The 22,429-nt window shown below is 62.7% G+C and carries 28 protein-coding genes; 14 read left to right on the plus strand and 14 right to left on the minus strand.

What is annotated here, in order from left to right; all coding sequences use genetic code 11:
- The first annotated feature begins 88 nt into the window (after positions 1-88).
- Genes ASE26_RS13610 through ASE26_RS13630 form a run of 5 tightly spaced genes read left to right on the plus strand, consistent with a single transcriptional unit; the run spans position 89 to position 3,443 of the window.
- Entirely contained in the window at positions 89-1,282 is a 1,194-nt protein-coding gene (locus tag ASE26_RS13610; protein WP_229207325.1) for a penicillin-binding protein activator, read from the plus strand.
- A 9-nt stretch (positions 1,283-1,291) separates the two neighbouring features.
- Positions 1,292-1,648, plus strand: a complete 357-nt coding sequence (locus ASE26_RS13615) for a YraN family protein (RefSeq protein WP_057246407.1) — start codon at positions 1,292-1,294, stop codon at positions 1,646-1,648.
- A 58-nt stretch (positions 1,649-1,706) separates the two neighbouring features.
- On the plus strand, positions 1,707-2,303 hold the full coding sequence (locus tag ASE26_RS13620; protein ID WP_055939195.1) for a phosphoheptose isomerase: 597 nt from the start codon (positions 1,707-1,709) through the stop codon (positions 2,301-2,303).
- On the plus strand, positions 2,296-2,928 hold the full coding sequence (locus ASE26_RS13625) for a BON domain-containing protein (RefSeq protein ID WP_055939199.1): 633 nt from the start codon (positions 2,296-2,298) through the stop codon (positions 2,926-2,928). The genes ASE26_RS13620 and ASE26_RS13625 overlap by 8 nt, the downstream gene beginning before the upstream one ends.
- A 2-nt stretch (positions 2,929-2,930) precedes the next feature.
- Positions 2,931-3,443 (plus strand): TlpA disulfide reductase family protein, encoded by a 513-nt coding sequence (locus ASE26_RS13630; protein WP_055939202.1) that lies wholly within the window; start codon positions 2,931-2,933, stop codon positions 3,441-3,443.
- A 4-nt stretch (positions 3,444-3,447) separates the two neighbouring features.
- Here ASE26_RS13630 and ASE26_RS13635 read toward each other — a convergent pair whose 3' ends face one another.
- Both ASE26_RS13635 and ASE26_RS13640 read right to left on the minus strand, forming a co-directional pair.
- On the minus strand, positions 3,448-4,710 hold the full coding sequence (locus tag ASE26_RS13635; RefSeq protein ID WP_307145625.1) for a DUF3034 family protein: 1,263 nt from the start codon (positions 4,708-4,710) through the stop codon (positions 3,448-3,450).
- A 1-nt stretch (position 4,711) separates the two neighbouring features.
- A complete protein-coding gene (locus tag ASE26_RS13640) occupies positions 4,712-5,128 on the minus strand; it encodes a PaaI family thioesterase (RefSeq protein WP_055939206.1) in 417 nt (138 codons plus the stop codon).
- Between the two features lie 152 nt (positions 5,129-5,280).
- Between ASE26_RS13640 and ASE26_RS31035 the strand changes: the two genes are divergently transcribed.
- Both ASE26_RS31035 and ASE26_RS29965 read left to right on the plus strand, forming a co-directional pair.
- Entirely contained in the window at positions 5,281-5,538 is a 258-nt protein-coding gene (locus ASE26_RS31035) for a hypothetical protein (protein ID WP_055939209.1), read from the plus strand.
- Positions 5,535-5,906 (plus strand): alpha/beta hydrolase, encoded by a 372-nt coding sequence (locus tag ASE26_RS29965; protein WP_162246610.1) that lies wholly within the window; start codon positions 5,535-5,537, stop codon positions 5,904-5,906. The genes ASE26_RS31035 and ASE26_RS29965 overlap by 4 nt, the downstream gene beginning before the upstream one ends.
- On the opposite strand, the gene ASE26_RS13655 is transcribed toward ASE26_RS29965, so the two are convergent.
- The gene (locus ASE26_RS13655; protein ID WP_055939213.1) at positions 5,893-6,555 is read right to left on the minus strand and encodes a uracil-DNA glycosylase; all 663 of its coding nucleotides are present in this window, start codon (positions 6,553-6,555) and stop codon (positions 5,893-5,895) included. The two genes, ASE26_RS29965 and ASE26_RS13655, sit on opposite strands and share 14 nt — an antisense overlap.
- A 41-nt stretch (positions 6,556-6,596) precedes the next feature.
- Between ASE26_RS13655 and ASE26_RS13660 the strand changes: the two genes are divergently transcribed.
- Positions 6,597-7,409, plus strand: a complete 813-nt coding sequence (locus ASE26_RS13660; RefSeq protein ID WP_055939216.1) for a CHAD domain-containing protein — start codon at positions 6,597-6,599, stop codon at positions 7,407-7,409.
- Here the strand turns inward: ASE26_RS13660 and ASE26_RS13665 are convergent.
- From ASE26_RS13665 to yfcF, 4 genes are all read right to left on the minus strand, one after another.
- The gene (locus tag ASE26_RS13665; RefSeq protein WP_055939219.1) at positions 7,406-7,957 is read right to left on the minus strand and encodes a YdeI family protein; all 552 of its coding nucleotides are present in this window, start codon (positions 7,955-7,957) and stop codon (positions 7,406-7,408) included. The genes ASE26_RS13660 and ASE26_RS13665 overlap by 4 nt on opposite strands.
- Positions 7,958-8,015: 58 nt before the next feature.
- Complete coding sequence (gene lipA / locus ASE26_RS13670; RefSeq protein ID WP_057246408.1) at positions 8,016-8,972, minus strand: lipoyl synthase; 957 nt, start codon at positions 8,970-8,972, stop codon at positions 8,016-8,018.
- A 10-nt stretch (positions 8,973-8,982) separates the two neighbouring features.
- Positions 8,983-9,651 carry a lipoyl(octanoyl) transferase LipB gene (gene lipB / locus ASE26_RS13675; RefSeq protein ID WP_055939224.1) on the minus strand — a complete coding sequence of 223 codons (669 nt, stop codon included), beginning with the start codon at positions 9,649-9,651 and terminating at the stop codon, positions 8,983-8,985.
- A gap of 86 nt (positions 9,652-9,737) precedes the next feature.
- A complete protein-coding gene (yfcF, locus tag ASE26_RS13680) occupies positions 9,738-10,367 on the minus strand; it encodes a glutathione transferase (RefSeq protein WP_057246409.1) in 630 nt (209 codons plus the stop codon).
- A gap of 104 nt (positions 10,368-10,471) precedes the next feature.
- On the opposite strand from yfcF, the gene ASE26_RS13685 reads away from it, so the two are divergent.
- The gene (locus tag ASE26_RS13685; RefSeq protein WP_055939230.1) at positions 10,472-11,365 is read left to right on the plus strand and encodes a transcriptional regulator GcvA; all 894 of its coding nucleotides are present in this window, start codon (positions 10,472-10,474) and stop codon (positions 11,363-11,365) included.
- Here the strand turns inward: ASE26_RS13685 and ASE26_RS13690 are convergent.
- The 4 genes from ASE26_RS13690 to ASE26_RS13705 form a co-directional block, all read right to left on the minus strand.
- Positions 11,349-11,624: a DUF493 family protein gene (locus ASE26_RS13690; protein ID WP_028103457.1), complete on the minus strand. Its 276-nt coding sequence runs from the start codon at positions 11,622-11,624 to the stop codon at positions 11,349-11,351. The genes ASE26_RS13685 and ASE26_RS13690 overlap by 17 nt on opposite strands.
- Before the next feature lie 118 nt (positions 11,625-11,742).
- Positions 11,743-12,516: a hypothetical protein gene (locus tag ASE26_RS13695; RefSeq protein WP_055939233.1), complete on the minus strand. Its 774-nt coding sequence runs from the start codon at positions 12,514-12,516 to the stop codon at positions 11,743-11,745.
- Between the two features lie 46 nt (positions 12,517-12,562).
- Positions 12,563-13,354, minus strand: coding sequence for a DUF2491 family protein (locus ASE26_RS13700; RefSeq protein ID WP_055939237.1), 792 nt, complete (start codon positions 13,352-13,354; stop codon positions 12,563-12,565).
- A 3-nt stretch (positions 13,355-13,357) separates the two neighbouring features.
- Entirely contained in the window at positions 13,358-14,260 is a 903-nt protein-coding gene (locus tag ASE26_RS13705) for a hypothetical protein (RefSeq protein WP_055939240.1), read from the minus strand.
- Positions 14,261-14,355: 95 nt separating this feature from the next.
- Between ASE26_RS13705 and ASE26_RS13710 the strand changes: the two genes are divergently transcribed.
- Positions 14,356-14,844, plus strand: coding sequence for a phage regulatory CII family protein (locus ASE26_RS13710; RefSeq protein WP_055939243.1), 489 nt, complete (start codon positions 14,356-14,358; stop codon positions 14,842-14,844).
- A 44-nt stretch (positions 14,845-14,888) separates the two neighbouring features.
- Here the strand turns inward: ASE26_RS13710 and ASE26_RS13715 are convergent, their stop codons facing one another.
- From ASE26_RS13715 to ASE26_RS13725, 3 genes are all read right to left on the minus strand, one after another.
- A complete protein-coding gene (locus ASE26_RS13715; RefSeq protein ID WP_057246410.1) occupies positions 14,889-16,805 on the minus strand; it encodes a DUF6600 domain-containing protein in 1,917 nt (638 codons plus the stop codon).
- A 91-nt stretch (positions 16,806-16,896) separates the two neighbouring features.
- A complete protein-coding gene (locus ASE26_RS13720; RefSeq protein WP_055939249.1) occupies positions 16,897-17,088 on the minus strand; it encodes a DUF1653 domain-containing protein in 192 nt (63 codons plus the stop codon).
- Positions 17,085-17,726 carry a LysE family transporter gene (locus ASE26_RS13725; RefSeq protein WP_055939251.1) on the minus strand — a complete coding sequence of 214 codons (642 nt, stop codon included), beginning with the start codon at positions 17,724-17,726 and terminating at the stop codon, positions 17,085-17,087. The genes ASE26_RS13720 and ASE26_RS13725 overlap by 4 nt, the downstream gene beginning before the upstream one ends.
- Before the next feature lie 108 nt (positions 17,727-17,834).
- Here ASE26_RS13725 and ASE26_RS13730 point away from each other — a divergent pair, with 108 nt between their 5' ends.
- The 4 genes from ASE26_RS13730 (at position 17,835) to hemN (ending at position 22,428) form a co-directional block, all read left to right on the plus strand.
- Positions 17,835-18,764 (plus strand): DUF808 domain-containing protein, encoded by a 930-nt coding sequence (locus tag ASE26_RS13730; RefSeq protein ID WP_055939255.1) that lies wholly within the window; start codon positions 17,835-17,837, stop codon positions 18,762-18,764.
- 45 nt (positions 18,765-18,809) lie between these two features.
- A complete protein-coding gene (gene yiaA, locus ASE26_RS13735; RefSeq protein WP_055939258.1) occupies positions 18,810-19,217 on the plus strand; it encodes an inner membrane protein YiaA in 408 nt (135 codons plus the stop codon).
- Positions 19,218-19,327: 110 nt separating this feature from the next.
- The gene (locus ASE26_RS13740) at positions 19,328-20,980 is read left to right on the plus strand and encodes a PAS domain-containing methyl-accepting chemotaxis protein (RefSeq protein WP_055939261.1); all 1,653 of its coding nucleotides are present in this window, start codon (positions 19,328-19,330) and stop codon (positions 20,978-20,980) included.
- Between the two features lie 17 nt (positions 20,981-20,997).
- Complete coding sequence (gene hemN, locus ASE26_RS13745) at positions 20,998-22,428, plus strand: oxygen-independent coproporphyrinogen III oxidase (RefSeq protein WP_055939264.1); 1,431 nt, start codon at positions 20,998-21,000, stop codon at positions 22,426-22,428.
- Position 22,429: the final 1 nt, after the last annotated feature.

Below are 22,429 nucleotides of genomic sequence, written 5' to 3' on the forward strand. Positions count from 1 at the left end.
GATACTTGGCGTTGCCACGGCCATGCTGGCCAGCGCTTGTAGCACTCCGTGCGACGCGCCCGGGGGATTGTGCGCGCCAATCACTTCGGTGACAAGTGCACCGCCTGCCGTTGCCAAGGCGCCGCGGCCGAAACCGCCGGCGCCGCCGCCTGAGCCGGAGGCGGTGGTCGAGACCTTCTCCGTGCCTTCGCCGGACGAGGTGGCGCGCCCGCCAAGCATCATGCAGGTCGTCCCGCAGCCTGCGGAAAAGGCTGACGGCCAGCGGGCTTACCGCATTGCGCTGCTGCTGCCGCTGCGTTCGGAGGCGCTGGGCCGTGCCGCCGATGCCTTGCGCGCCGGCTTCATGGCGGCGCTGGAGCGCGACAGCCATGGCTTTGAGATCAATGTGGTGGAAACCGGCGACTCGCCGCAAGACGTGCTGTCCGCCTACGTAACGGCCCAGGAAAAGAACGATATGGTGGTCGGTCCCCTGGCCCGCTCCGCTGTTACGGCAATTGCCTCCAGCCCGCTGGTGGAGAAGCCGACCATCGCGCTGAACCACCCGGAACTGCGCGGCGATCCGCAGATCCCACCCCAGATGCTGGTGGTCGGACTGTCGATCGAAGATGAGGCACGCCAGGTGGCCGAGTGGGGCGCCCGCGAAAATCCTTCGGCCAGGGCGCTGGTTATTTCGGGTAATTCGTCCTGGCAGAAGCGCATCGCCGGCGCCATGTCGGCGCAATTGCAGCGCCTCGGCCTGCGTCCGCGCAACGTAGACCTGACGCCGCTCAACGGCTACCTGCAGGATTCCGAACTGGTGGCCCTGCGCGGCCGCCTGCAAAGCGAGCCGGCCGGCGTGCTGTTCGCCGCGCTGGACCCGGACCAGGTGCGCCAGCTCAAGATCGCGCTGTCGGCGCCGCCGCTGGGCGATATCCCGGTATACGGCACATCGTCCCTGAATCCTGGCCGCAGCATGTACCGCGCCGGGCCCGAGCTGGACGGCGTGCGCCTGCTCGACCTGCCATGGCTGGTGCAGCGCGACCATCCGGCAGTGATGACCTATCCGCAGCCGATTCCGCGCGATGAAGCGCGCATCAGCGCCGACATGGAGCGCGTCTATGCGCTGGGCATCGACGCCTTCCGCATCGCCCGTGAAATCGCCATCCAGCCGCAGCGCCGCTTCCAGCTCGATGGCGTGACCGGCCAGTTGACCATCGACTTCGGCACCGGGCCGTCGTGGTTCGAGCGGGCCGAAGTGCCGGCCGAGTATCACAACGGCGTGCCGGTCCCGGTCGGCCAATAGGGAGAAACCATGCCCCGCACCGAACTCCAGGAGATCGGCCGGGGCGGCGAAGACCGGGCCATGGCTTACCTCCAGCAGCAGGGGCTCAAGCTGGTCGAGCGCAATTTCCTCTGCAAGACCGGGGAGCTGGACCTGGTCATGCGCGATGGCGAGCACCTGGTGTTCATTGAGGTCCGGGAGCGCAACAATCCCCATTTCGGCGGTGCTGCCGCCAGCATTTCCCCCGCCAAGCAGCGCCGCGTCCTGCGGGCCGCGAAGTTTTACCTGCTGCGTTTTGTCAAAATGCCACCATGCCGGATCGACGTGGTGGCCATCGACGGCGAGCACATAAGTTGGCTGCGCAACGCTATCATTGATCAAATGTAAGCATTTTTAACAGCGCTTGTGAGGCCGGCCAAGCCACTGCACTATAATTACGCACACTATGACCAATCAACGCATCCTCTCGCACTTCCACGAAAGTGCCGAAATCAAGATCCAGTCCGCAACCGTCCTGGCGCAGCCTATCGCGCAAGCTGTGGACCTGATGTTCTCCGCCCTCTCGAACGGCAACAAGATCCTGGCTTGCGGTAATGGTGGCTCGGCGGCTGACGCCCAGCACTTCGCCGCGGAGCTGGTCGGCCGTTTCGAGCGTGAGCGCTTCCCGCTGCCGGCCATTTCGCTGGCAACCGACACTTCCATCCTGACCGCTGTGGCCAACGACTACAGCTACCGCGAGATCTTCTCCAAGCAGGTGCAGGCGTTCGGCCAGGCTGGCGACATCCTGCTGGCGATTTCCACTTCGGGCAATTCGGCCAACGTGATGGCGGCGATCGAAGCGGCGCTGGAACGCGAGATGCGCGTAGTGGCACTGACCGGCAAAGGCGGCGGCGCAATCGGCAAGATGCTGACCGACGCCGACGTGCATATCTGCGTGCCGGCAGACCGTACCGCCCGTATCCAGGAAGTCCACCTGGTAACCATCCATTGCATTTGCGACGGCATCGACGTCGCCCTGTTCGGAGGAGATGTAAATGAATAAAGCCCGTCCACTTTCGCTGGCCATCGTGGCCGCGGTCCTGGCGAGCACCACCCTGTCCGCTTGCGTTCCGGTCGTTGTTGCCGGCGGCGCAGTTGCAGGTACCCTGGCGGCATCCGACCGCCGCACGCTTGGCGCCCAGACGGAAGACAAGTCGATCGTTGTAAAGGCCGAAGTGAAGATGCCTAACATCGCCGGCAAGAGCTCCCACGTCAACGTGAACAGCTTCAACCGCCGCGTGCTGCTGACCGGCGAAGTGCCGGACGATGAAACCAAGGCCAAGGTGGAGCGCGAAGTGCGCGCTATCGAAGGCGTCATGAACATCACCAATGAACTGGAAGTTGGCTTCTCGTCCAGCTACACCTCCCGTTCCAGCGACGCGCTGATCACCTCCAAGGTCAAACTGAGCCTGGCGGACGCCAAGGATATCTCGGCCAACTCCTTCAAGGTAATCACCGAAAAAGGCGCCGTGTTCCTGATGGGCCGCGTCACCCAGCGTGAAGGCGCTCAGGCGGCCGATATCGCGCGCGGCGTTGCCGGCGTGACCAAGGTCGTCAAGGTGTTCGAGTACATCTCCGAGGACGACGTGAAGCAATACCAGCCATCCCAGCAAGCTTCGCAGGGCTGATCATGTCGTCCGGCTCCAAGGTGTGGCTCAAACCGGCGATTGCGCTTGCCGTTATCGCCGGTATCGGCTTCACGGCTTACCAGTCGCTGAACAGGCACCAATCCGCGCCTGCCGTCACCTTCCTCGGCATCAAAGGGGAAAAGATCACACCTGAGAGCCTGAAGGGCAAAGTCGTGATGGTCAATTTCTGGGCCACCTCGTGCACCACCTGCGTGGCCGAGATGCCGGAAATGGTCGAAACGTACAACAAGTACAAGGGCCAGGGCCTGGAATTCGTCGCCGTGGCGATGAAGTACGACGCGCCCAATTACGTAGTCAATTTCACCGAAACCCGCCAACTGCCTTTCAAAGTGGCGCTGGACGTGACCGGCGATGCCGCCAAAGCCTATGGCGACGTTTCAATGACGCCGACTACCTTCGTCATCGACAAGGACGGCAACATCATCAAGCGCTACGTGGGCAAGCCGGAATTCCCGGCCCTCCACGCGCTGCTCGAAAAAGCCCTGAAGGGCTGATCGCCTAAAAAGCGACTTGCGCGGACAGGTAAGCGCCGCGCTGGGTTTTCGGGTTGAAGACCGTAATCGTTCCCAGGTCCGCATACGCCGCCGTCAGCGAGAACTGGCGGCTCGGCAGCCATGCCAGGAAAATATCCTTGTAGGCTTTCTCGTTATCTACGCTGAGATTGTGCGGTTTGCGGCGGTACTCCGCGCCAAGCACCAGCTTGCGCGTCAGCAGGTAGCCGATAGACAGCTCGGGCATGAGCTTGCGGCTGCTTTCCTTGTCGCCGCCAAATCCCAATAGCCCCATCTGGTTGGCGCGCGTGCTGCGCAGGGTGGCGTTCACCAGCAGGCTCTGTTCAAACATGATCTTCGTGGCGGTGACGTAGAAGTCCGTGCCGCGTTCGGACCTGGCGCCGAGCTGCTTGACGCTGCTGACACCGAGTGCAGCGAGGCCGGCAACACCCTTGTTTTTCTTGTATTGCAGCCCGATGGCGATTTGCGGCAGCCAGCTATCCTGCTCATAGACAGCGTCGCCTGCCACGCGCAGCTTGACCCCGACGATGTCCTGCTTGATGCGCAGCTGGTCGAGCGGCGCAAGGTCGCCTTCGAAATCCTGGCGGGCGAGCGAGATTTCGACACGGTCGCCAATGCCGGCGGCCAAGCCATAGCTGAGCAGCTTGTAGTCTTGTGTGGAAAGGTGCGTGGCGAAAGCGCTGGCGCCCCAGCTATCACGCGTGCCGTAGCCGGTAATCATCGCCCACGGTACGACGCCGCCACCGGCGCTGCCTTCCACCATACTGGCGCCGCCGGTGGCGATGAATTTGCCCTGATCCGGCTTTGCTTGCGGCGCGCCGCCGCCGGCAGTCACGATATCGCGGTGCATGGGCGCCAGCTTTGCGACCAGCCGGTTCGACACGCTGGCCGGGACATTGTTGCGTTCCATGGCAATTTGCAGGTCTTCCGTCAGCGCGTTGAAATGCTTGTCGTTGAGCTTCAAATCTTCGTGCGCCGCCTTCATGTCGCGGTTCTTGCCATGCCCCGTGAACTTGCATGGACCGCCGGACAACTCGCAGACCTGGTCGGCCAGCCGCGCCTTGGTTTGCGGGATATCGAAGCCTTCGAAGGTTTCCTTGATGCGTTCATCGGCCAGCACAATGTCGAACATTGTGTCGACGATGCGTTTGATCCCCGCATCGCCGCCAAGCCCGCGATAGAGGCTGCCATCCTGCGCCTGCGCAGCCGAAGCGGCCACCAGCAAACCTGCACCAAGGAGTTTTCGCATATTAGCCTTTGGGGTAAAGGATCATCTGTGTGCAGCGAAACAGGGCAATGGCTTTGCCGGTCGCCTTGTTAGTGACTGTCGCGTCCCACACCTGGGTGGTGCGGCCGCCATGCACCATGCGGGCAGCAACGGCGATCGTACCTTCGCGGGCGGTCCCAAGGTGGTTCGACTTCAACTCGATCGTGGTGAAATTCTGGGCCCCTTCCGGCAGGTTGGCAATACAACCGAAACCGCAGGCCGTGTCGGCCAGGGTAACGACCGTACCGGCGTGCAGGTAGCCGTTGGGCGCCAGGTGGTGCTGGACGATGTCGATTTCGGCCTGCAATTCGCCTTCGGCGGCGCCGGTAACGCGTACGCCAAGGTGGCCGGTCAGGTTGTTGTGAGTGAGCTGGTTGAGTTTTTCGAGGTCGAATTTCATCGGGCTAGTCTCCGTTTACAGATGAAGAATCATAACAGCGCGAAACAGGGTATGCTTACGCATGCGCGACCCGCCCCACAAGGGCCCGGTCTGCAGGCAAGACCAGAAGCTCACAAGGTGGATTCAACCGATTAACTTACGGAGAATTTCCTATGAACGAACGAGAGCAACTGTCTGCCATCGTGCAGCGCATGGAAGTGAAGCTGGCGCAGGGCCACCAGGATGACTGGGCCCGCCTGCTGCACCGCGCACGCACGCTGAGCGCCTTCGATTGCTCGGCTGCCAAGGGCGAGATCCTGCACTATTTCGGCGGCGCCGGCTCCATCAGCGATCTTCAGCTCGACGAAGAATTCAGCGCCCTGCGCACCCAGCTCTACACCCTCTGCTACGGCAAGCGCACTACGCATTGAAGCCCTGCAGCGCTGGGTGGTCGCCGGCCATTCGCTTGGCGGCGCGGCTGGCCCATGACGCGCCGGCTTTGCCGGCGGCGCTGGTATTGGCTGGCACTACCCATCGCAAGCAGCAGGATCTTTCCGGCCTGCGCATCCCCGTGACCAAGGTGTTCGCAAATAACGATGGCGTGGCACGCATCGCCGATGTGAGGCGCAACACGGCTTTGCCGCCGCCGCACACACGCTGGATGGAAATCAAGGGCGGTAACCATTCGCAGTTCGGCCACTACGGGCACCAGCCGTTGGATGGCAATCCGGCTGTCAGCCGTGAAGCGCAGCAGGCTGTCGTCACGCAAGCCTTGCTCGCGGCACTCAAGCCCAGTTGATCGTCGTTTTGCCCTGCTGCGCCAGATAGGTGTTGGCGCGCGAAAAGGGGCGGCTGCCGAAGAAGCCTTTGTGCGCCGAGAACGGAGACGGGTGGGGCGAGGTGATGACCATGTGCTTGCGCGCATCGATCAGGGCGCGCTTGGCGATGGCGTAGCTGCCCCACAGGATGAATACCAGGCCTTCGCGCCCGGCGGACAGGCGCTTGATGGCGCTGTCGGTAAAGTTCTCCCAGCCCTTGCCTGCATGCGAGCCGGCTTCGCGGGCGCGCACCGTCAGCACGCTGTTCAACAGGAATACGCCTTGCCCGGCCCAGTCGGACAGGTCGGTGCGCTGGCGCGCTACGCCAAGGTCGGATTGCAGTTCCTGGAAGATGTTCTGCAGGCTCGGTTGCGGACGGTTGCCGTCGGGGACCGAGAAGCAGAAGCCCATCGCAGCACCCGGGGTGTGGTAAGGGTCCTGTCCGAGGATCACGACTTTCACGTCATCGAACGGCGTCAGGTCGAAGGCGCGGAAGATGTTGCGCCCGGCTGGGAAGCATTGGCGTTCGGCGTATTCCGCGCGCACGAAGCCAGTCAGCGCTTGCCAGTACGGCTGCGTGAACTCGTCTTCCAGTTGGGTTTTCCAGCTTGGTTCGATGCGAACTGTCATATCGAAATCTTATCATTCCACCGCAGGCCTATACTGGGCCAATGAACATCCGTCGCAAAGCCAGGTTTGGCGAGGCATTCGAGGCGATCGTATTCGATTGCCTGACGCAGGTGCGCGATAACGTTGCCGGCGTCCTGGCAAGCGACGTCGAGAGCCTGCACCAGATGCGCGTCGGGGTGCGGCGCTTGCGCGCACTGTTATCGGGCGTCCAATCCTGGGACGCCATGCCTGACGGGACTGCGGGCAAACTGCGCTGGCTCGGGCAGGAGTTTGGCCGAGCGCGCAACTGGGATGTATTCGTGGCGTCGACCTTGCCCGCTTTGGGCGGCGCGTCGCAACCAGTGCTGTCGGTCGCGCGCGAACAGGCGGCGCAGCAGCATAAACACGTACGCCAACTCCTCGAAGGGCCACGCTATCGCTCGTTGATGGACGAACTGGCCTTGTGGCGCGGCGATCGCCTGTGGCGTGACCCGGCACGCATCCAACCATGGGACAAGGATGCGCGCAAAGTGGCGCGGGCGCTGGTGCGGCGGGCGCGCGTCGCGGTTGCGAAGCGTGTTCGCCAACTGGACGTGCGACGCCCCGCGAGCCTGCACCGGCTGCGGATCGCGGTGAAGAAGGAGCGCTATATGCGTGAATTCTTCGGCGTGGCGGCACGTTCGGAAGTGCTGTCCCGTGCGCAGGATTTACTGGGCAAGCTGAATGACGGCCGCATCGCGCGCGACCTGCTGCAATCCTTGCAGGACCAACTGCCCGCCAATGCGGCGGAACTATCGTTTATGAAAGGCTTGCTTGCTGGGCGGCAGGAGCATGCCCTGCCGGAGGCGATCCGCTTCGCCCGCCGCAGGCTTTAGTCGTCGAGGCCCTTGCCGGCCAGGATCTGCGGCACGCATTTCTCGACGCGCGATTCGCGTGTCTTGGCCTGTTTGGCGGAGGAGAAGTGCAGCAGGTAGCCGCGCTGGCGGCCCGGGGTCAACGCGTAAAAGGCTTCCGCCAAAGCCGGATGATCATCAAGCTTTTGCAGGAATTCGTCGGCCATTGGGAAATCACTGGTGTCTTTGAATTCAACCTTGGCGCCGGATTTTTCGACGCGGATCGCCTCTTCGACATAGGCTTTGATGATCTTCGCCTGCTTCTTGATTTCGGCGAGTCCGGTGAAGCGCAGTTGGCGCCCGGCCTGCACGTTCGCGGTCTGCTGCACCAGGATGTTTTCCGGGTCCTGCATCAGCGAGCCCTTGAAGAACAGGAGCGCGCAGTATTCCTTGAAGCCATGGATCAGGACCACGTTCTGGTCATTGTAGGTAAAGCATGCGCAACCCCATTTGGTCTCCTCGTTCAGATGCGTGGAAAGAACGATCTTGCGCAGTGCTTCGAATTCCTCATGCCATTTATGCTCAGCCATTCCTGCCTCCTATTATTATCAGGTCGGCAATATACTACTTCAGAATGGCTGAATCAGCTCAGGCCTGTTCCAGTACGTTATGCGCCTGCACGTCGGCGTGGTACGAGGAACGCACCATGGCGCCAACTGCGGCGTGGGCGAAGCCCATTTTGTATGCCTCTTCTTCGAACATCTTGAACACGTCCGGGTGCACGTAACGGCGCACCGGCAGGTGGCTGTTGGACGGCGCCAGGTACTGGCCGATGGTCAGCATGTCGATGTCATGCGCACGCATGTCGCGCATCACTTCCAGGATCTCTTCGTCGGTCTCGCCCAGGCCGACCATCAGGCCGGACTTGGTCTTGACGTGCGGGTAGCGTGCCTTGAAGTCTTTCAGCAGGGTCAGCGAGTGCTGGTAGTCGGCGCCTGGGCGGGCTTCCTTGTACAGGCGCGGCACGGTTTCCAGGTTGTGGTTCATCACGTCCGGCAGGCCGCCGGCGAAGATGTCCAGCGCCTTTTCCAGGCGGCCGCGGAAGTCGGGCACCAGCACTTCAACCTGGGTCTTTGGCGACAGTTCCTTGGTCTTGGTGATGCACTCGACGAAGTGGCCGGCGCCGCCGTCGCGCAGGTCGTCGCGGTCCACCGAGGTGATTACCACGTAGGACAGGCGCAGCTTGGCGATGGTGTTGGCCAGGTTGATCGGTTCCTGGGTGTCCAGCGGGTCCGGGCGGCCGTGGCCCACGTCGCAGAACGGGCAGCGGCGCGTGCACTTGTCGCCCATGATCATGAAGGTAGCAGTACCCTTGCCGAAGCATTCACCGATATTCGGGCAGCTCGCTTCTTCGCAGACGGTCACCAGCTTGTTCTCGCGCAGGATGTCCTTGATCTCGTAGAAGCGGGTCGATGCCGATGCGGCTTTGACGCGGATCCAGTCCGGCTTCTTCAGGCGTTCGGCCTGTTCGATCGGGATGATCTTGATCGGGATGCGGGAGGTCTTGTCGGCGCCTTTTTGCTTGTCGCTTGGGTTGTAAGTCATCTGCTTGCTTTCAAGTTAATTCAGGTTCGGCCACCTGCAGCTGGTTGACCAGCTCGTTGGCCAGGGCCTGCTGGACATCGGCCAGCGGGACATCCACGCCCATCGAGCGCATGTCGATGGTTTCCAGGCCTGCGTAACCGCAGGGATTGATCCAGGTGAAGGGGGCCAGGTCCATGCCCACGTTCAGCGATACGCCGTGGTAGGTGCAGCCATTGCCGCGCACCTTCAAGCCGAGGGCGGCGATCTTGGCGCCTTTTTTCGGGCCGTTGGCGATGTAGATGCCGGGCGCACCTTCGATGCGCTCACCGGCGAGATTATACGCGGCCAGCACATGGATGATCGCTTCTTCGATCTTGTTGACGAACTGGCGGGCGTACAGCTTGCCGCCTTTCTTGTTGCGACGCAGGTCCATCATCAGGTAGATCACGACCTGGCCGGGACCATGGAAAGTCACTTCGCCGCCGCGATCCGTTTGCACGGTCGGGATGGCGGTGGCGCCGGCCAGCAGGTGGCCGCGGTCGGCGCCCAGGCCCAGCGTATAGACGGGCGGATGCTCGACGATCCACAGTTCGTCGGGCGTATCTTCCTGGCGCGCGTCGGTGAAGGCGCGCATCGCTGCGAAAGTTGGCTCGTATTCGGCTTGGCCGAGATGGCGGATCACCGCCGGCTGGATAGGCATAGGGCTACAGGTCGGGAAAAGCCCCGCCATTATACCGGCCTCGCCCTTTCACTGCTTAATGACTAAGCAGTTTTATGCCGATTTCCTTAAGCTGGCATCAGGTTGATGTTCTTTAGCCAATCTTGCAAAGACTCCCGCTGCCATTGGTGCGCAACGTAATCCTTGAGCTTTTGCGGCACCGGGTCACCGTTCATCACCAGGCGGCTCAGCATGATGGCCAGGTCGGTATCGGCGATGCACCAGCGGCCGAACAGGTAGGGGCCGTCGATCACATGTTCGGCCAGGTGTACCAGCTTATCCGCCGCCGCCTGGGCGGCGGGGGACAGCGGCTGTTCGGCGCGGCGGTAGAACACCGTGTAGGTGCTGCGCTCTTCCCTCAGCGCGCCCAGGTCGCTACGCACCCAGGCCTGGATCTGGCGGGCGACGGCGCGTTTTTGGGGCAGCACCGGGTACAGGGCACGGTGCTGGGGGGCTGGGAACATCTCGTCCAGGTATTCGGTGATGGCGCTGGACTCGGTCAGCATGAAGTCGTTGTGCACCAGGCAGGGTACGCGGCCAGTCAGGGCCTTGCCGGTATAGGACAGTTCCTTGTTCTTGCCGGCCTCCAGGTCCACGGTCTCGAGTTCGAAATCGAGGCCTTTTTCGCGCAGGGCGACGAAGGCGGAAATGGCGTAGGGGCTGGTGAACTGGCTGTCCACATACAGTTTGAGGCTCATGGCGGGGCTCCGGCTTGGTTAGGTTTATTCACATGGTATGCCTTGCTTCACGCTTGCCAAAACGATATATTTTCTATTGCCTAGTTAGTTTTCTTCACAACGATATGCGATTGCCGAATTTATCTGCCCTGCGCGCCTTCGAGGCGGCGGTCCGTCACGAGAATTTCTCGCGGGCGGCGGCGGAGCTGTACCTGACGCATGGCGCCATCAGCCACCAGGTGCGCGGGCTGGAGGAGGAATTGGGCGTGCAGCTGTTCGTCCGCAACGGCAAGCAAGTGACGGCGACGCCGGAAGCGCGGCGCTACGCGGCCACCGTGGCGCGCTGCCTGGCGGAGCTGGCGGACGGCGCGGCCGAGCTGCGGCCGCCGGACGGTGTGCAGCGCCTGAGCGTGACTGCGATTCCTTCGTTTGCGGCGCGCTGGCTGGCGCCCCGGCTGGGGCAATTCATCGAACAGCATCCGACCATCGAGGTGATCCTGCAGGCCAGCGGGGCTTTGCAGGACTTGCTGCGGGAGGGGATCGATGTCGGTATCCGCTTCGGGCGCGGCAAATATCCGGGGCTGGATGTGGAGCGCCTGATCGGCGAGATTTACTATCCGGTAGCGAGCCCTCACTATCGCGGTGGGCAACTGCCTGCTTATCCACAGGACCTGGCAAAGGCTACCTTGCTGCGCTCGAATGAACCATGGGCGCCGTGGTTCCGGGCGGCCGGGCTGGACTTGCCCGAGCCTTCCGGCGGCGTGATGTTCGAGGATTTATCGATGCTGATTCGTTCCGCCGTCGATGGCGACGGCGTGGCGCTGGTGCGCCATGTGGTGGCGATGCAGGAAATTGCTTCGGGCCAGCTGGTGCGGCTATTCGATATTGCTTCGCCTTGCCCGGATGACTACTACCTGGTCAGTCCGCCCGGCGCGCTGCAGAAACCGCAGGTGCGGGCGTTCCGTGAGTGGCTGAAGGCGGAGATCGCCCGCAGCCAGCTTCTTAGAGCACCATCTTGACCATCGGGTGGCCGGACAGCGCGCGGTAGATGTTATCCAGCTGCTCACGGCTGGTAGCGCGCACGGTGCAGGTCAGGCTGGTGTAGTTACCCTTGGCCGAAGGACGCGATTCCATTTTGCCTTCATGGAACGTCGGGTCGTGCGCGACCACCACTTCAATGATCGTGGGGGCGAAGGCGTCGTGGGTAGCGCCCATCACCTTGATCGGGAAGTCGCTCGGATACTCGATGAGGGACTCTTCAGGCGGGATGGGATTCATCATGATTTTTCCAATCTTGTAGCAACAAAAAAAAGACCCGGCGCGGTGCGAGTGCGCCGGGTTCCATTTTACATCGTTACCCATATGGGCCCGGAGGGCCATTTTTCAAGCGAGGGGCTTATGCCGCAGCGGCTGGCACCTTGTTCGACAGGCGCTGCAGGCGTTCCAGGGCCGATTCGCTGCCGTTCACCGGGTTGGTGACCGATTTGCGGATTGCATCGATTTCAGCGGCCTGGTCGTACGGGCGCTGGCCGATGTCAGAGACGATCTTCATGCCTTCGGCTTCGTTGCTGATCTGCTGGGCACGCTTGGTCAGCGCGTTCAGGGCGCTGGTGTTGCCGCGCATGCCTGACAGGCTGGCGAGCTGGCTCTGGCGATCGGCGCGCACTTCCTGCAGTTCGCGCTGGGCCTTGGCCTGGGACAGGGCTTGCATCGCTTTCTTGGCGGCGGCGTCGAAGTCGGCCAGTTGCTGCGACAGGGCGTCAACGATCTTTTGCAGCTCTTCCATGTAAGCCTGGGCATCGGCTTCTTCCTGGATTTCCTGCGGCAGGCGGCCTTTGTTGGCTTCCAGCTCGTCGCAGAACAGGTTGATCGTTGCTTCCGAGATCTGGCCGGCGGCCAGGCGTTCGGCCAGGGTGCCGGTGGCTTTCTCGTCGGTTTCGATCAGTTTGCGCAGGCGGACCACGTCGTCCCGTTCCTTGTTGAAGGCGGCGCGGGCCTGGGCCAGCTTTTGGGCGGCGCTGCGCAGGGTGTCGGCCAGGCGGTCGCGGTCGGCCTCAGTCGCCGTTTCCGGGTCAAAACTGGCGATGGCTTCCGAGACCCGGTCGCCCAAGGCGCCAAAGTGCTTGGAAATCAGTCGTGCAGTCAGGGCCCAGCCATTCGAGTTGCTCATTTTTTGCATCCTTTCAGTTAAGTTCAATTCACCAATGCGGCGGTCGTTATTGGATGACCAGCCGTTCCTGCTCCACCGGGATTCCCACTACGAAATCGACGTGAATCCCGCGTTTCCCTGCATCGCCGTTCACGCTTTGGAGGATCTCCGTCGTGACCAGCAGGTATTCCTTGCTGCCGTCGCCCAGTTGCCGGGCGTAGGGCATGAAGTACAGCTCTTGCTTCAGGCCCTGCATGCCGCTGGCCTCGTCAATGCGGGTTTCGGTGCCCGTGAAGGGCGGGATGAAACCGGCATTCGGGTCGCCAACATCGCGTTCGAAGTCCAGCGCTTCCTGCTCGCCGAAGGCGCTGGCCAGCACTGTGCTGTCGGCGCCGCTTTCCTCGAGCTGGCTGCGCCACAGGCTGAATTGCAGTTCGCCCAGGCCGCAGCCATCGGCGCCGGTGAAGGCGTCCTGGTCTTCCGCAGTGGTGGGGATGAAGCGCACCAGCTGCGTGCAGTACAGGACTTCCTTCACCTCGCCGTGTTCATCCACGTACAGCTGGAGGAACTTTTCGCGCTCGTCCTCGTCGCCCTTGGCCAGGTAGTAGCGGTAGAGGCGCCCGGCCATCGTCAGCTTGAACTGGGAAATGGCGAGGATCCGGCTGTCTTCCGCTTCCGGCAGCGCGACCAGGGAGCCGTTGGCGTTGGCGCGCAGCAGGGGCGAGGCTTGCAGGTCCACTACGCTGCCAATCCTGGCTGCCAGCGGCAGGCTGCGGTCTTCCGGCTGCGGCGCGTCGCTTTCGACACCGCGGCGCTTGGCGCCGCTGCGCAGGTAATCGATGGCGTCTTTCCAGCCCATTCCTTAGTTCCTTTCAAACGAGTAGTTGGCGTTCTTTTTCACTTCCTGTGCCCCAGCCATCAGGCGGAAGGCTTTCCAGGCCAGCCACACCAGGCAGCCGGCCAGCAGGGCTACCGCCAGCTTGGCCAGGGTGCTCGATTCTTGAGCGGCTGGCTTGGCTGCCGGCGCTTGCACTGGCGGCTGGCGGACGGGCTCGACAACGGCGCCTGCCGCGGCACCCGAGGTCGCGATATCGCTTGCGCCGGCTGCGTCTGCCATGGCGCCGGTGTTGCCGCTGACATCGACTGGCTGCTGCGTGGACGGTGCCGGCTGGACGGCCGGGGCCGGGGCCGGGGCTGGAGCGGCGTGGCCGCTGGCGGCGCGGCCCAGCATGAAGCCGCCAATACCCCACAGCCAGCCGTTGCTGCTGTCACGGACGATTACCGGGGCAGGTGCACTGGTGTTGCCAGGTGCGCCGTGCTGGGCGTAGGCACCGTTGTTGTAGCCGCCGCTACCGCTGCCTCGGCCGCCGGGGACTACCGGATCGAGCGGTGGCAGTGGCGGCGTGGTGCCGGTCCGCGTGGCCGTGGAGCTGCCAAAGCTGCCGGGAGCAGCCTGGCCGGCAGTGCCGGCACGGCGCGTGTCATAAGTGCGCATGGCCTGGTCCTGTGCCGCACGGCGGTCGAGGTCGCGCGACATCGCCGAGTCGCGTTGTGGCGTGCGCGCTGCAGCCGGCGGCTGCGACTGGCGCTGGCCGAAGGTGCCGAAACTTGGCTGTTTCGGGGTGCTGACACTGCGCGACGCCGTGCTCCGGCCCGAGGAAAAGCCGCTGCGGTATGAGCCGCCAGGACGGGCATCGGCCGTGTTGGCGGCTACAATGGCCACCACGATTGCCATGATGGCCGCGAAGCGAGTGCGCTTGAACATGAATTTCACCGTTGTCAGGTAGTTAAACTTTCGATGAAAATCAGCATATCTTTCAAACAATCCGACTGCATCGGTAAAAAAAGGCCCGCTTCACCATGACTAAGAAATACCTGGACATGAACCAGCACGACGCGCTCTATAAGGTAGCGCGCACTTTCCCCGGCGGTATCGAGGCACTTGCCCAGCAAATGGGCATCTCGTCCAACGTGCTGCGCAACAAGCTGGCGCCGACCATCGCCTCGCATTACCCCTCGTTCGAGGAGGTTTCCACCATCGTCGACCTGTGCCATAAGGCGGGGGTGAATGAAGCCATGCTGCCGCTGCATGCCCTGCTGACACGGCATGGCATGGCGGCCTTCATCGTGCCGATCCCGAATGACGTGAGCAACGATGACTTGTCGCAGACGGTGTGCAAGGTGATGGCCCAAGTAGGCGCTGTGGCGGAAGCAGTGTCGGAAGCCCTGCTCGACGGCAAGGTGACGGAGGCGGAGGCGGACCTGATCGAACGTGAATTCCACGGCGCGCTGTCGGCGCTGGGCGAGTGGCGTGAGCGGATTCGCCAGCGCGCCAAGATCAGCAAATAAGAAAGCCAGCCACTTGGGGTGGCTGGCTTAGGTAGCGCAGCAGCTTAGCGGCGATTTTCGCCGTTTTCCATACGTTCCTCGCGGCGCTCGCGCGCTTCACGGCGCTGTTGCTGCTGGTGCTGCTGCTGTGGTTGGGACTGCTGGGGCTGCATTTGCGGCTGCGGCTGCGGCTGCGGTGCGGCCGGTTGCGGTGCGGCCGGTTGCGGCGGTGGCGACATTTGCGCCGGACGGGCCGGGGCCATCTGCACTTGAGGGGCGTCGCGGCGACCGCGCTCTTCGCGCTCGCCTCCGCCGAAGCGTGGCTCGTGGCGCGGCTGCTCCATGCGCTGCGGTTGCGGTTGTGGCTGCGCCTGGGGCGGCGCGGCCTGCAACTGCGGCTGTTGCTGTTGCTGTTGCTGTTGCTGTTGCTGTTGCTGGGTTCGCATTATGCGGTTGCGCCAGCCATCGCGTTCGTCATTGTCGGTACGGGTCCAGTTTTGACGCGGCTGCTGTGGCTGTTGTGGCTGCGGCTGTGTCTGCAGTACTGGCTGGCGTTGCTGATCCTGGCGATCGGGGACGCGCAGGTCGGGTCCGCGCTCACGCTCGGCGTGGCGGTCCTGGCCGCGGTCGCGGTTGAAGCGCTCGTCGCGATCCCGGTTGAAGCGGTCCTCACGGGTATGCTGCCAGTCCTGCCGCGGGGGTTGGGCCTGAGTCTGGCGTTGCAGGCTGGAGGACAGCACTGGCGGCGCGGTCATGAGCGGCACATTGCGTACATCCTGCGGCGGAACGCGGGCGCCGTTGTTCACTGGAATATGGCGGCCGCGGCCCCATTGGTCGCTCGGCAGGGCGGTCACGCCATCGCGGCGGCCGTCATGGTCGCGGTCCTGGTAGCGCTCATGCCAGCGCTCATTGGTGCGGTGGTTCCATACCAGGCGGCGCTCGAAGTCCGACGACATGCGGTAGGCCGGCACATAGCGGTCGCGCGGGCTCAGCGGATACCAGCCGACTGCCGGTCCCGAGCGGCCGGAGCCGAAGCTTACGCTCCAGTTATTGCCGCCGACCCAGCCCACCAGCGCCGGCGACCACACCGAGCGGCCAACCACGCGGCCCGGCGTCCAGCACCAGCGGCCGCCCACGACGACCCAGCGGCCATAGTGGAACGGTGCATAACCCCAAGGCGAGTTGTCGACCCAGGTCCAGCCCCAAGGCGAAATCCAGACCCAACGGCCGTCGCGGTAAGGCGCCCAGCCGGCCGAGACAGCGCGCGGGAACCAGACGGTGCCATATTCGCGGTCCTCGATCCAGTTGCCGTAATTGTCCAGGTCCTCGTAACCGGTCATGTCGGCCGGCACATAGCGCGAAGCGACCATGCCCTCGTCGCGGCGGTCGCGGCCAGCGACCCAGTTGTGGAAATCATCACGCCTTGCCAGCGCGGTAAAGATATCGTCGCCGCGCACTTCCACGCGCTTGCCGGTACGGGCGGTCAGCATGGTGCCGGCACCTTCGACACGGGCGTTGCCGGCGAAGACATTGATCACGGTGGTGTCGGGAGCGCGTTCGGCATCAACGCGGAAAGAGCCGGGTTCGGCCAGCGTGACGCGCGCTTGCGGCGTCAGGAATTCAAATTCATTGAGCATGGCCGGATCGCGCAAGCGCACGGCAGCGGTGCCGTAATTCAGGCGCAGCACCAGGCGCTCGTCATCCAGCTCCTGTACCTCGAGGTCGCTGTCACCGTCCAGGCGAATGGCAGCGGAGCCGACGCGGAACTCCGCGCGAGCACCACTGGCGGTCGTCAGGTGGTTTTCGCTGGTGACCGGCCAGTTCATCAAGTTGCCGGCTTCTTCTTCGCCGTTGACCAGCATGGTCACCCTGCCTTCGGTGACGGTTACCCGCCCCACCCGGGCGGGCGGATCGGCCATGGCGACCGAGGTCACTGCGACCAAAGCTGCCAGCATCAGGAATTGCGCAATCTTGCGGCTCATTTTCTATCTCTCCAAGGGAACGTTCTAAGGCGTTTTCGTTTTTTATATAACGCCTGAACCCCCTTGGCGAGGACGCAAGTTACAAATAATTTCAAATGGGGGTGAAGCGCTGCACCTTCTTGCCATCGACCTCGATGATCTCGAAGAAAACTTCGCGCGGGCGGCACCAGATGGAGCCGTTGGCGGCCTTGTACACGATCATCGTGCTGTGGTCGGATTCCAGCGTGGCCTCGCACACCAGCTCGTAGAACCCGCCTTTGTAATGCCGGAACCGGGTCGTCATGCCTCGGCCGCTCCGCGCTTGACGAAGAACAGCGCCCCGCCGATAAACATCAGAAGACCTCCGAATACGCGATTTTGCGCCTTGATGGCAGAGGATTCGCGGAAGAAGCGCTGCATCGACGATGCCAGGAAGGCATAGCCATGCATCACCACCAGGTCGATCACGAACATCGTCGCTGCCAGGATGGCCAGCTGCGGCAGCACCGGCGCATGCTGGTTGATGAACTGCGGCAGCACGGCGACCATGAAGATGATGCCCTTCGGATTGGTAGCATTGGTCAGGAAGCCAGTCATGAAGCGCTTGCGGAACGACGGCAGCGCTGCTTGCGCGGCCTGGATCCCCTGGCCGGCGGCAACCTTGGCGCGCCATTGGCTGATCCCGAGCCAGATCAGGTACAGGGCGCCGATGGTCTTCACGACGCTGAAGGCGACTTCAGAGGCAAGCAGCAGGGAGCCGACGCCCGCACCGGCAATCGCCAGCACCAGCAGCAAGCCAAGTTGGAGGCCGAGGATGGTGGCGGAAGTACGCTTCACGCCATACGACAAACCATGCGACATCGACAACACGGCGCCCGAACCAGGCGACACGGCAATGATGCAGGCAGCGATGACAAAGGTGATCCAGGTGGTGAAAGCCATGACCGATTACCGACGAATAAAGAGTTCATTGTAGCGTTCAAGCCGCCCGCTTGCTGCAGTGGCGTGTTAGATTGTCGATCCTGTAATTTTTCTGTGGAGTTATACGAAATGGCCGGTTCCAGCCTGCTTGCACTGATCGACGATATTGCCACCATCCTGGACGATGTGGCTGCCATGAGCAAGGTGGCAGCTAAAAAGACCGCGGGTGTGCTGGGCGACGACCTGGCGCTGAATGCGCAGCAGGTCGCAGGCGTGCAAGCCGACCGTGAACTGCCTGTTGTCTGGGCAGTAGCGAAGGGTTCGATGATCAACAAGGCGATCCTGGTGCCTGCTGCGCTGGCAATCAGCTATTTCGCACCGTGGGCGATTACCCCGCTGCTGATGCTGGGCGGTGCCTACCTGTGCTTTGAAGGTTTCGAAAAGATTGCCCACAAATTCCTGCATTCGCAGGCGGAAGACGACCAGCACCACAAGGAACTGGTCGACGCGAACCAGAGTGTTGACTTGGTCGCAATGGAAAAGGAGAAGGTCAAGGGCGCGGTGCGCACCGACTTCATCCTGTCGGCCGAGATTATCGTGATCGCCCTGGGTACCGTGGCAACCGCCACTTTCCTGCAGCAGGTGACTGTGCTGGTCGGTATCGCCGTCGTGATGACCATCGGCGTGTACGGCCTGGTGGGCGCCATTGTGAAGATGGACGACGCCGGCCTTTACCTGACCAAGCGCGCCGGTGCCGGTGTGCAGGCCCTGGGCCGTTTCCTGCTGAGTGCAGCGCCTAAACTGATGAAGTTCCTGTCGGTGGCCGGTACCGTAGCGATGTTCATGGTCGGTGGCGGCATCCTGACCCACGGCATCCCGGGCGCGCATGACGTGATCCACCACGCGGCCGAAGCTGCCGGTTCGGTGGGCGGCGTTGGCCCCCTGCTGGCTGCCGTGACCCCGTCCGCGCTCGATACCATTGGCGGCGTGATCGCCGGTGCCATGGTGCTGGCGGTCGTCACCATCGGCAGCAAACTGTTGAGTGCGCTCAAACGTTAAGTAGCGGGCCGGCTGGCATAATGTCTTTTTTAACAAGGAGAACTTATGTCGACCCATCATCGACCTTCCGGCGCCTTCGTCGGCGCTTCGTGGGGCGCCCTGCTGCTGGGCGCCGGCGCCTTCCTCGCCGGGTTGTGGAATGCCCAGATGCCGCTGAACGAAAAAGGCTATTACCTGACCTTGCTGCTCTACGGCCTGTTCTCGGCCGTATCGCTGCAAAAATCGGTGCGTGACAAGGTGGAAGGCATCCACGTGTCGAATATGTACTTCGGCCTGTGCTGGATTTCGACCGCGGCAGCCATCCTGCTGCTGGGGATCGGCATGTGGAACGCCACCCTGGTACTCAGCGAAAAGGGCTTTTATGGCATGGCTTTCGCCCTGAGCCTGTTCGGCGCCGTAGCGGTACAGAAGAATGTTCGCGACAGTTCGGCAAGGCCGGCGGAAGTGGCCTGACAGGCCAACCCTGCCAGATTTGATCTACATCATTAAAAAAGCGCGCCTAAGTCCCTAGACTTATCCCTGTGATCTTGCGTTATGGCAAGAACGTCAACAGGGGGCGCGCAATGCGTAAGAATTTACCGGTAAGCAATCAGGAAGTAGAGCTGGACGAAGACCAGGCGATCGTCTCCAAGACTGACCTGGAAGGCAATATCGTCTACGTCAATCCCTACTTCGAGCACATCAGCGGCTTCTGCGCTGCTGAGCTGGTTGGCCAGCCGCAAAACATCATCCGCCATCCTGACATGCCGCCGGAAGCGTTTGCCGACCTGTGGCAAACCATCCGCGCCGGCATCCCATGGACCGGCCTGGTGAAAAACCGCTGCAAGAACGGCGATTTCTACTGGGTCAAAGCCAACATCACCCCGATCAAGGAAAACGGCCGCACCACAGGCTATATGTCGGTGCGCACCAAGGCCGAGCGCGCCCAGGTGGCTGCCGCCGCCGAGGCTTACCGAAAGATCATTGCCGGTGCCCGCAATATCCGCATCAAGAATGGCCAGATCGTGCGCCTCGGCCTGTCGAACGTGGCAGCGCGCCTGAGCCATGTGTCGCTTGCCATGCGCATCTGGCTGGCCACCAGCGTGGTCAACGTGCTGCAGATCGCAGTCTGCGTCGCCGCGCTGTTTGCCGACGGCACCAGTGAACTGACGCGCTGGGGCATCTTTGGCGCCACCGCTTTCGGCTTCCTGATCAACGTCTTCCTGTGGTACACGCTGCGCACCAGCATGCTGCAGCCGCTGGACCGCGCCCTGGACGGTGCGCGCCTGATCGCAGCCGGCGACCTGACCGGCTCCTTCGATACCGACAGCACCGACGAAATGGGCCAGCTGCTGCGCGCCCTGCAGCAGATGAATAACAACCTGATCGCCACCATCCGCGACGTGCGCTTCAATATCGATGCGATGGCCGTGGCGACCAAGCAGATCGCCGCCGGCAATGCCGACCTGGCCGGCCGTACCGAATCGCAGGCCGCCAGCCTGGAAAAAACCGCATCGAGCATTGAAGAATTCTCTTCCACCGTGAAGGCCAATGCCGAAAATTCAATGGAAGCGAACGCACTGGCGGTCAGCGCTTCCGATGTGGCGGTGCAGGGCGGCAAGATCGTGTCCGAAGTGATTGCAACGATGGACGAGATCAACTCCTCGTCCCGCCGCGTGGTCGACATCATCGGCCTGATCGAGGGTATAGCCTTCCAGACCAATATCCTGGCGCTGAATGCCGCAGTCGAAGCGGCGCGTGCCGGCGAGCAGGGCCGCGGCTTCGCCGTTGTGGCGAGCGAAGTGCGCAGCCTGGCGCAGCGTTCTTCCGCGGCGGCCAAGGACATCAAGCAGCTGATCGAAATCTCGGTGGAAAAAGTCAGCACCGGCATGGAACGTGCACAGCGCGCCGGCGCCACCATGGGCCAGGTGGTGAACTCGGTGAAACAGGTCACCACCATCATGCACGAAATTTCCACTGCATCGCGCGAACAGAGCATCGGCGTGGACCAGGTCAACCAGGCCGTCAACCACATGGACCAGGTGACGCAGCAGAACGCCGGCCTGGTGGAAGAAGCTGCCGCTGCCGCAATCAGCCTGGCCGACGAAGCCGGCCACCTGCGCGATGCCTTCAGCCTGTTCAAGTTTGAACGCACCCGCTACGCGCGCCTGGCGGCTGTCAATTCGGCACGTGGCGCGCAGCAAACCCGCCCGTCCCCGAAACGCCTGGCCGCCTAATCCCGAACGAGAAAATCATGAACAATATCGCAGAACCAACCGTACAGTTTGACGCAGAGCTGATCAGCCGCATGAGCACTTCCGGTCCGCGCTACACCTCGTATCCCACGGCCGACCGCTTCAAGCCTGACTTCAGCTACTCCAGCTTCCTCGAAGCGCAAGCCAACTTGCGCATGCGCGGGGCCCGGGCCCCGCTGTCGCTGTATGTGCATATCCCGTTCTGCAACGTGGTCTGCTACTACTGCGCCTGCAACAAGGTGGTGACCAAGGACCGCAGCAAGGCGGTAACCTACCTCGGCTACCTGAAGCAGGAAATCGATATGCAGGGCAAGCTGTTTGCCGGCATGAACCGCGTCGAGCAATTGCACTTCGGCGGCGGCACCCCGACCTACCTTGACGACGACCAGATGGGCGAGCTGCTTGCGCATATGCGCAAGCATTTCGAATTCGCGCCGGATGAAGAGGGCGAGTACTCGATCGAGATCGATCCACGCACCGTCGATGCGGCGCGCATCCACACGCTGCGCAAGCAGGGCTTCAACCGCGTCAGCATGGGCGTGCAGGACTTCGATCCCGACGTGCAGAAGGCCGTCAACCGCATCCAGCCCGCCGCGGAAACCCTGGCTGTGATCCAGGCTGCACGCGACGCCGGCTTCCGCTCCATCAGCGTCGACCTGATCTACGGCCTGCCGAAGCAGAGCATGACCACCATGCAGGCGACGATGGACAAGGTGATCGAGGCCAATCCCGACCGCATCGCGCTGTACAACTATGCGCATATGCCGCACCTGTTCAAGCCGCAGCGCCGCATCGCGGAGGACGAGCTGCCGACGCCGGCCGTGAAGCTGGACATGCTGGCCCTGTGCATCGAACGCCTGACGCAAGCCGGCTATGTCTACATCGGCATGGACCACTTCGCCAAACCGGACGACGACCTGGCCGTGGCACAGCGCCAGGGCCGCCTGCACCGCAACTTCCAGGGCTACTCGACCCATGCCGAGACCGACCTGGTGGCGCTCGGCGTGTCGGCCATCAGCTCGGTGAACGGCACCTACAGCCAGAACGAGAAAACGCTGGACGAATACTATGCGCGCCTGGACGAAGGCCGCCTGCCGATCGCGCGCGGCTACGCGATGGATAACGACGACCTGATGCGCCGCATGGTGATCCAGAACCTGATGTGCAATTTCGAGCTGTCGATTTCGGCGCTGGAACTGGGCTACCCGATCCGCTTCAAGCAATACTTTGCCAGGGAAATGGAAAAAATGCGCGAGTTCGAGCGCGACGGCTTGCTGGCGATCGAGGATGACTGGATTTCCGTCACGCCGAAGGGCCGCCTGCTGATCCGCAATATCTGCATGGTGTTCGACCGCCACCTGGCTGCCGACCGCGCTGCGGGTACGGCGCCGGGACAAGTGCATACGCTGCGCTTCTCGCGCACCATCTGAG

Origin of the sequence: Duganella sp. Root198D2, from assembly GCF_001428585.1 — a bacterium.
Classification (GTDB): Bacteria; Pseudomonadota; Gammaproteobacteria; order Burkholderiales; family Burkholderiaceae_D; genus Rugamonas.

Excerpts from the sequence above, each read along its gene's own strand:
- yfcF (WP_057246409.1), bottom strand. The coding sequence starts at position 10,367 with ATGAGCCTCAAACTGTATGTGGACAGCCAGTTCACCAGCCCCTACGCC.
- lipA (WP_057246408.1), bottom strand. The coding sequence starts at position 8,972 with ATGACTTACAACCCAAGCGACAAGCAAAAAGGCGCCGACAAGACCTCC.
- ASE26_RS13695 (WP_055939233.1), bottom strand. The coding sequence starts at position 12,516 with ATGAGCAACTCGAATGGCTGGGCCCTGACTGCACGACTGATTTCCAAG.
- ASE26_RS13700 (WP_055939237.1), bottom strand. The coding sequence starts at position 13,354 with ATGGGCTGGAAAGACGCCATCGATTACCTGCGCAGCGGCGCCAAGCGC.
- ASE26_RS13625 (WP_055939199.1), top strand. The coding sequence starts at position 2,296 with ATGAATAAAGCCCGTCCACTTTCGCTGGCCATCGTGGCCGCGGTCCTG.
- ASE26_RS13635 (WP_307145625.1), bottom strand. The coding sequence starts at position 4,710 with ATGCGAAAACTCCTTGGTGCAGGTTTGCTGGTGGCCGCTTCGGCTGCG.
- ASE26_RS13730 (WP_055939255.1), top strand. The coding sequence starts at position 17,835 with ATGGCCGGTTCCAGCCTGCTTGCACTGATCGACGATATTGCCACCATC.
- ASE26_RS13710 (WP_055939243.1), top strand. The coding sequence starts at position 14,356 with ATGACTAAGAAATACCTGGACATGAACCAGCACGACGCGCTCTATAAG.
- ASE26_RS13660 (WP_055939216.1), top strand. The coding sequence starts at position 6,597 with ATGAACATCCGTCGCAAAGCCAGGTTTGGCGAGGCATTCGAGGCGATC.
- ASE26_RS13720 (WP_055939249.1), bottom strand. The coding sequence starts at position 17,088 with ATGACGACCCGGTTCCGGCATTACAAAGGCGGGTTCTACGAGCTGGTG.
- lipB (WP_055939224.1), bottom strand. The coding sequence starts at position 9,651 with ATGCCTATCCAGCCGGCGGTGATCCGCCATCTCGGCCAAGCCGAATAC.
- ASE26_RS13690 (WP_028103457.1), bottom strand. The coding sequence starts at position 11,624 with ATGAATCCCATCCCGCCTGAAGAGTCCCTCATCGAGTATCCGAGCGAC.
- ASE26_RS13685 (WP_055939230.1), top strand. The coding sequence starts at position 10,472 with ATGCGATTGCCGAATTTATCTGCCCTGCGCGCCTTCGAGGCGGCGGTC.
- ASE26_RS13620 (WP_055939195.1), top strand. The coding sequence starts at position 1,707 with ATGACCAATCAACGCATCCTCTCGCACTTCCACGAAAGTGCCGAAATC.
- ASE26_RS13740 (WP_055939261.1), top strand. The coding sequence starts at position 19,328 with ATGCGTAAGAATTTACCGGTAAGCAATCAGGAAGTAGAGCTGGACGAA.
- ASE26_RS31035 (WP_055939209.1), top strand. The coding sequence starts at position 5,281 with ATGAACGAACGAGAGCAACTGTCTGCCATCGTGCAGCGCATGGAAGTG.
- yiaA (WP_055939258.1), top strand. The coding sequence starts at position 18,810 with ATGTCGACCCATCATCGACCTTCCGGCGCCTTCGTCGGCGCTTCGTGG.
- ASE26_RS13725 (WP_055939251.1), bottom strand. The coding sequence starts at position 17,726 with ATGGCTTTCACCACCTGGATCACCTTTGTCATCGCTGCCTGCATCATT.
- ASE26_RS13715 (WP_057246410.1), bottom strand. The coding sequence starts at position 16,805 with ATGAGCCGCAAGATTGCGCAATTCCTGATGCTGGCAGCTTTGGTCGCA.
- ASE26_RS13665 (WP_055939219.1), bottom strand. The coding sequence starts at position 7,957 with ATGGCTGAGCATAAATGGCATGAGGAATTCGAAGCACTGCGCAAGATC.
- ASE26_RS13705 (WP_055939240.1), bottom strand. The coding sequence starts at position 14,260 with ATGTTCAAGCGCACTCGCTTCGCGGCCATCATGGCAATCGTGGTGGCC.
- ASE26_RS13615 (WP_057246407.1), top strand. The coding sequence starts at position 1,292 with ATGCCCCGCACCGAACTCCAGGAGATCGGCCGGGGCGGCGAAGACCGG.
- ASE26_RS13630 (WP_055939202.1), top strand. The coding sequence starts at position 2,931 with ATGTCGTCCGGCTCCAAGGTGTGGCTCAAACCGGCGATTGCGCTTGCC.
- ASE26_RS13640 (WP_055939206.1), bottom strand. The coding sequence starts at position 5,128 with ATGAAATTCGACCTCGAAAAACTCAACCAGCTCACTCACAACAACCTG.
- hemN (WP_055939264.1), top strand. The coding sequence starts at position 20,998 with ATGAACAATATCGCAGAACCAACCGTACAGTTTGACGCAGAGCTGATC.
- ASE26_RS13655 (WP_055939213.1), bottom strand. The coding sequence starts at position 6,555 with ATGACAGTTCGCATCGAACCAAGCTGGAAAACCCAACTGGAAGACGAG.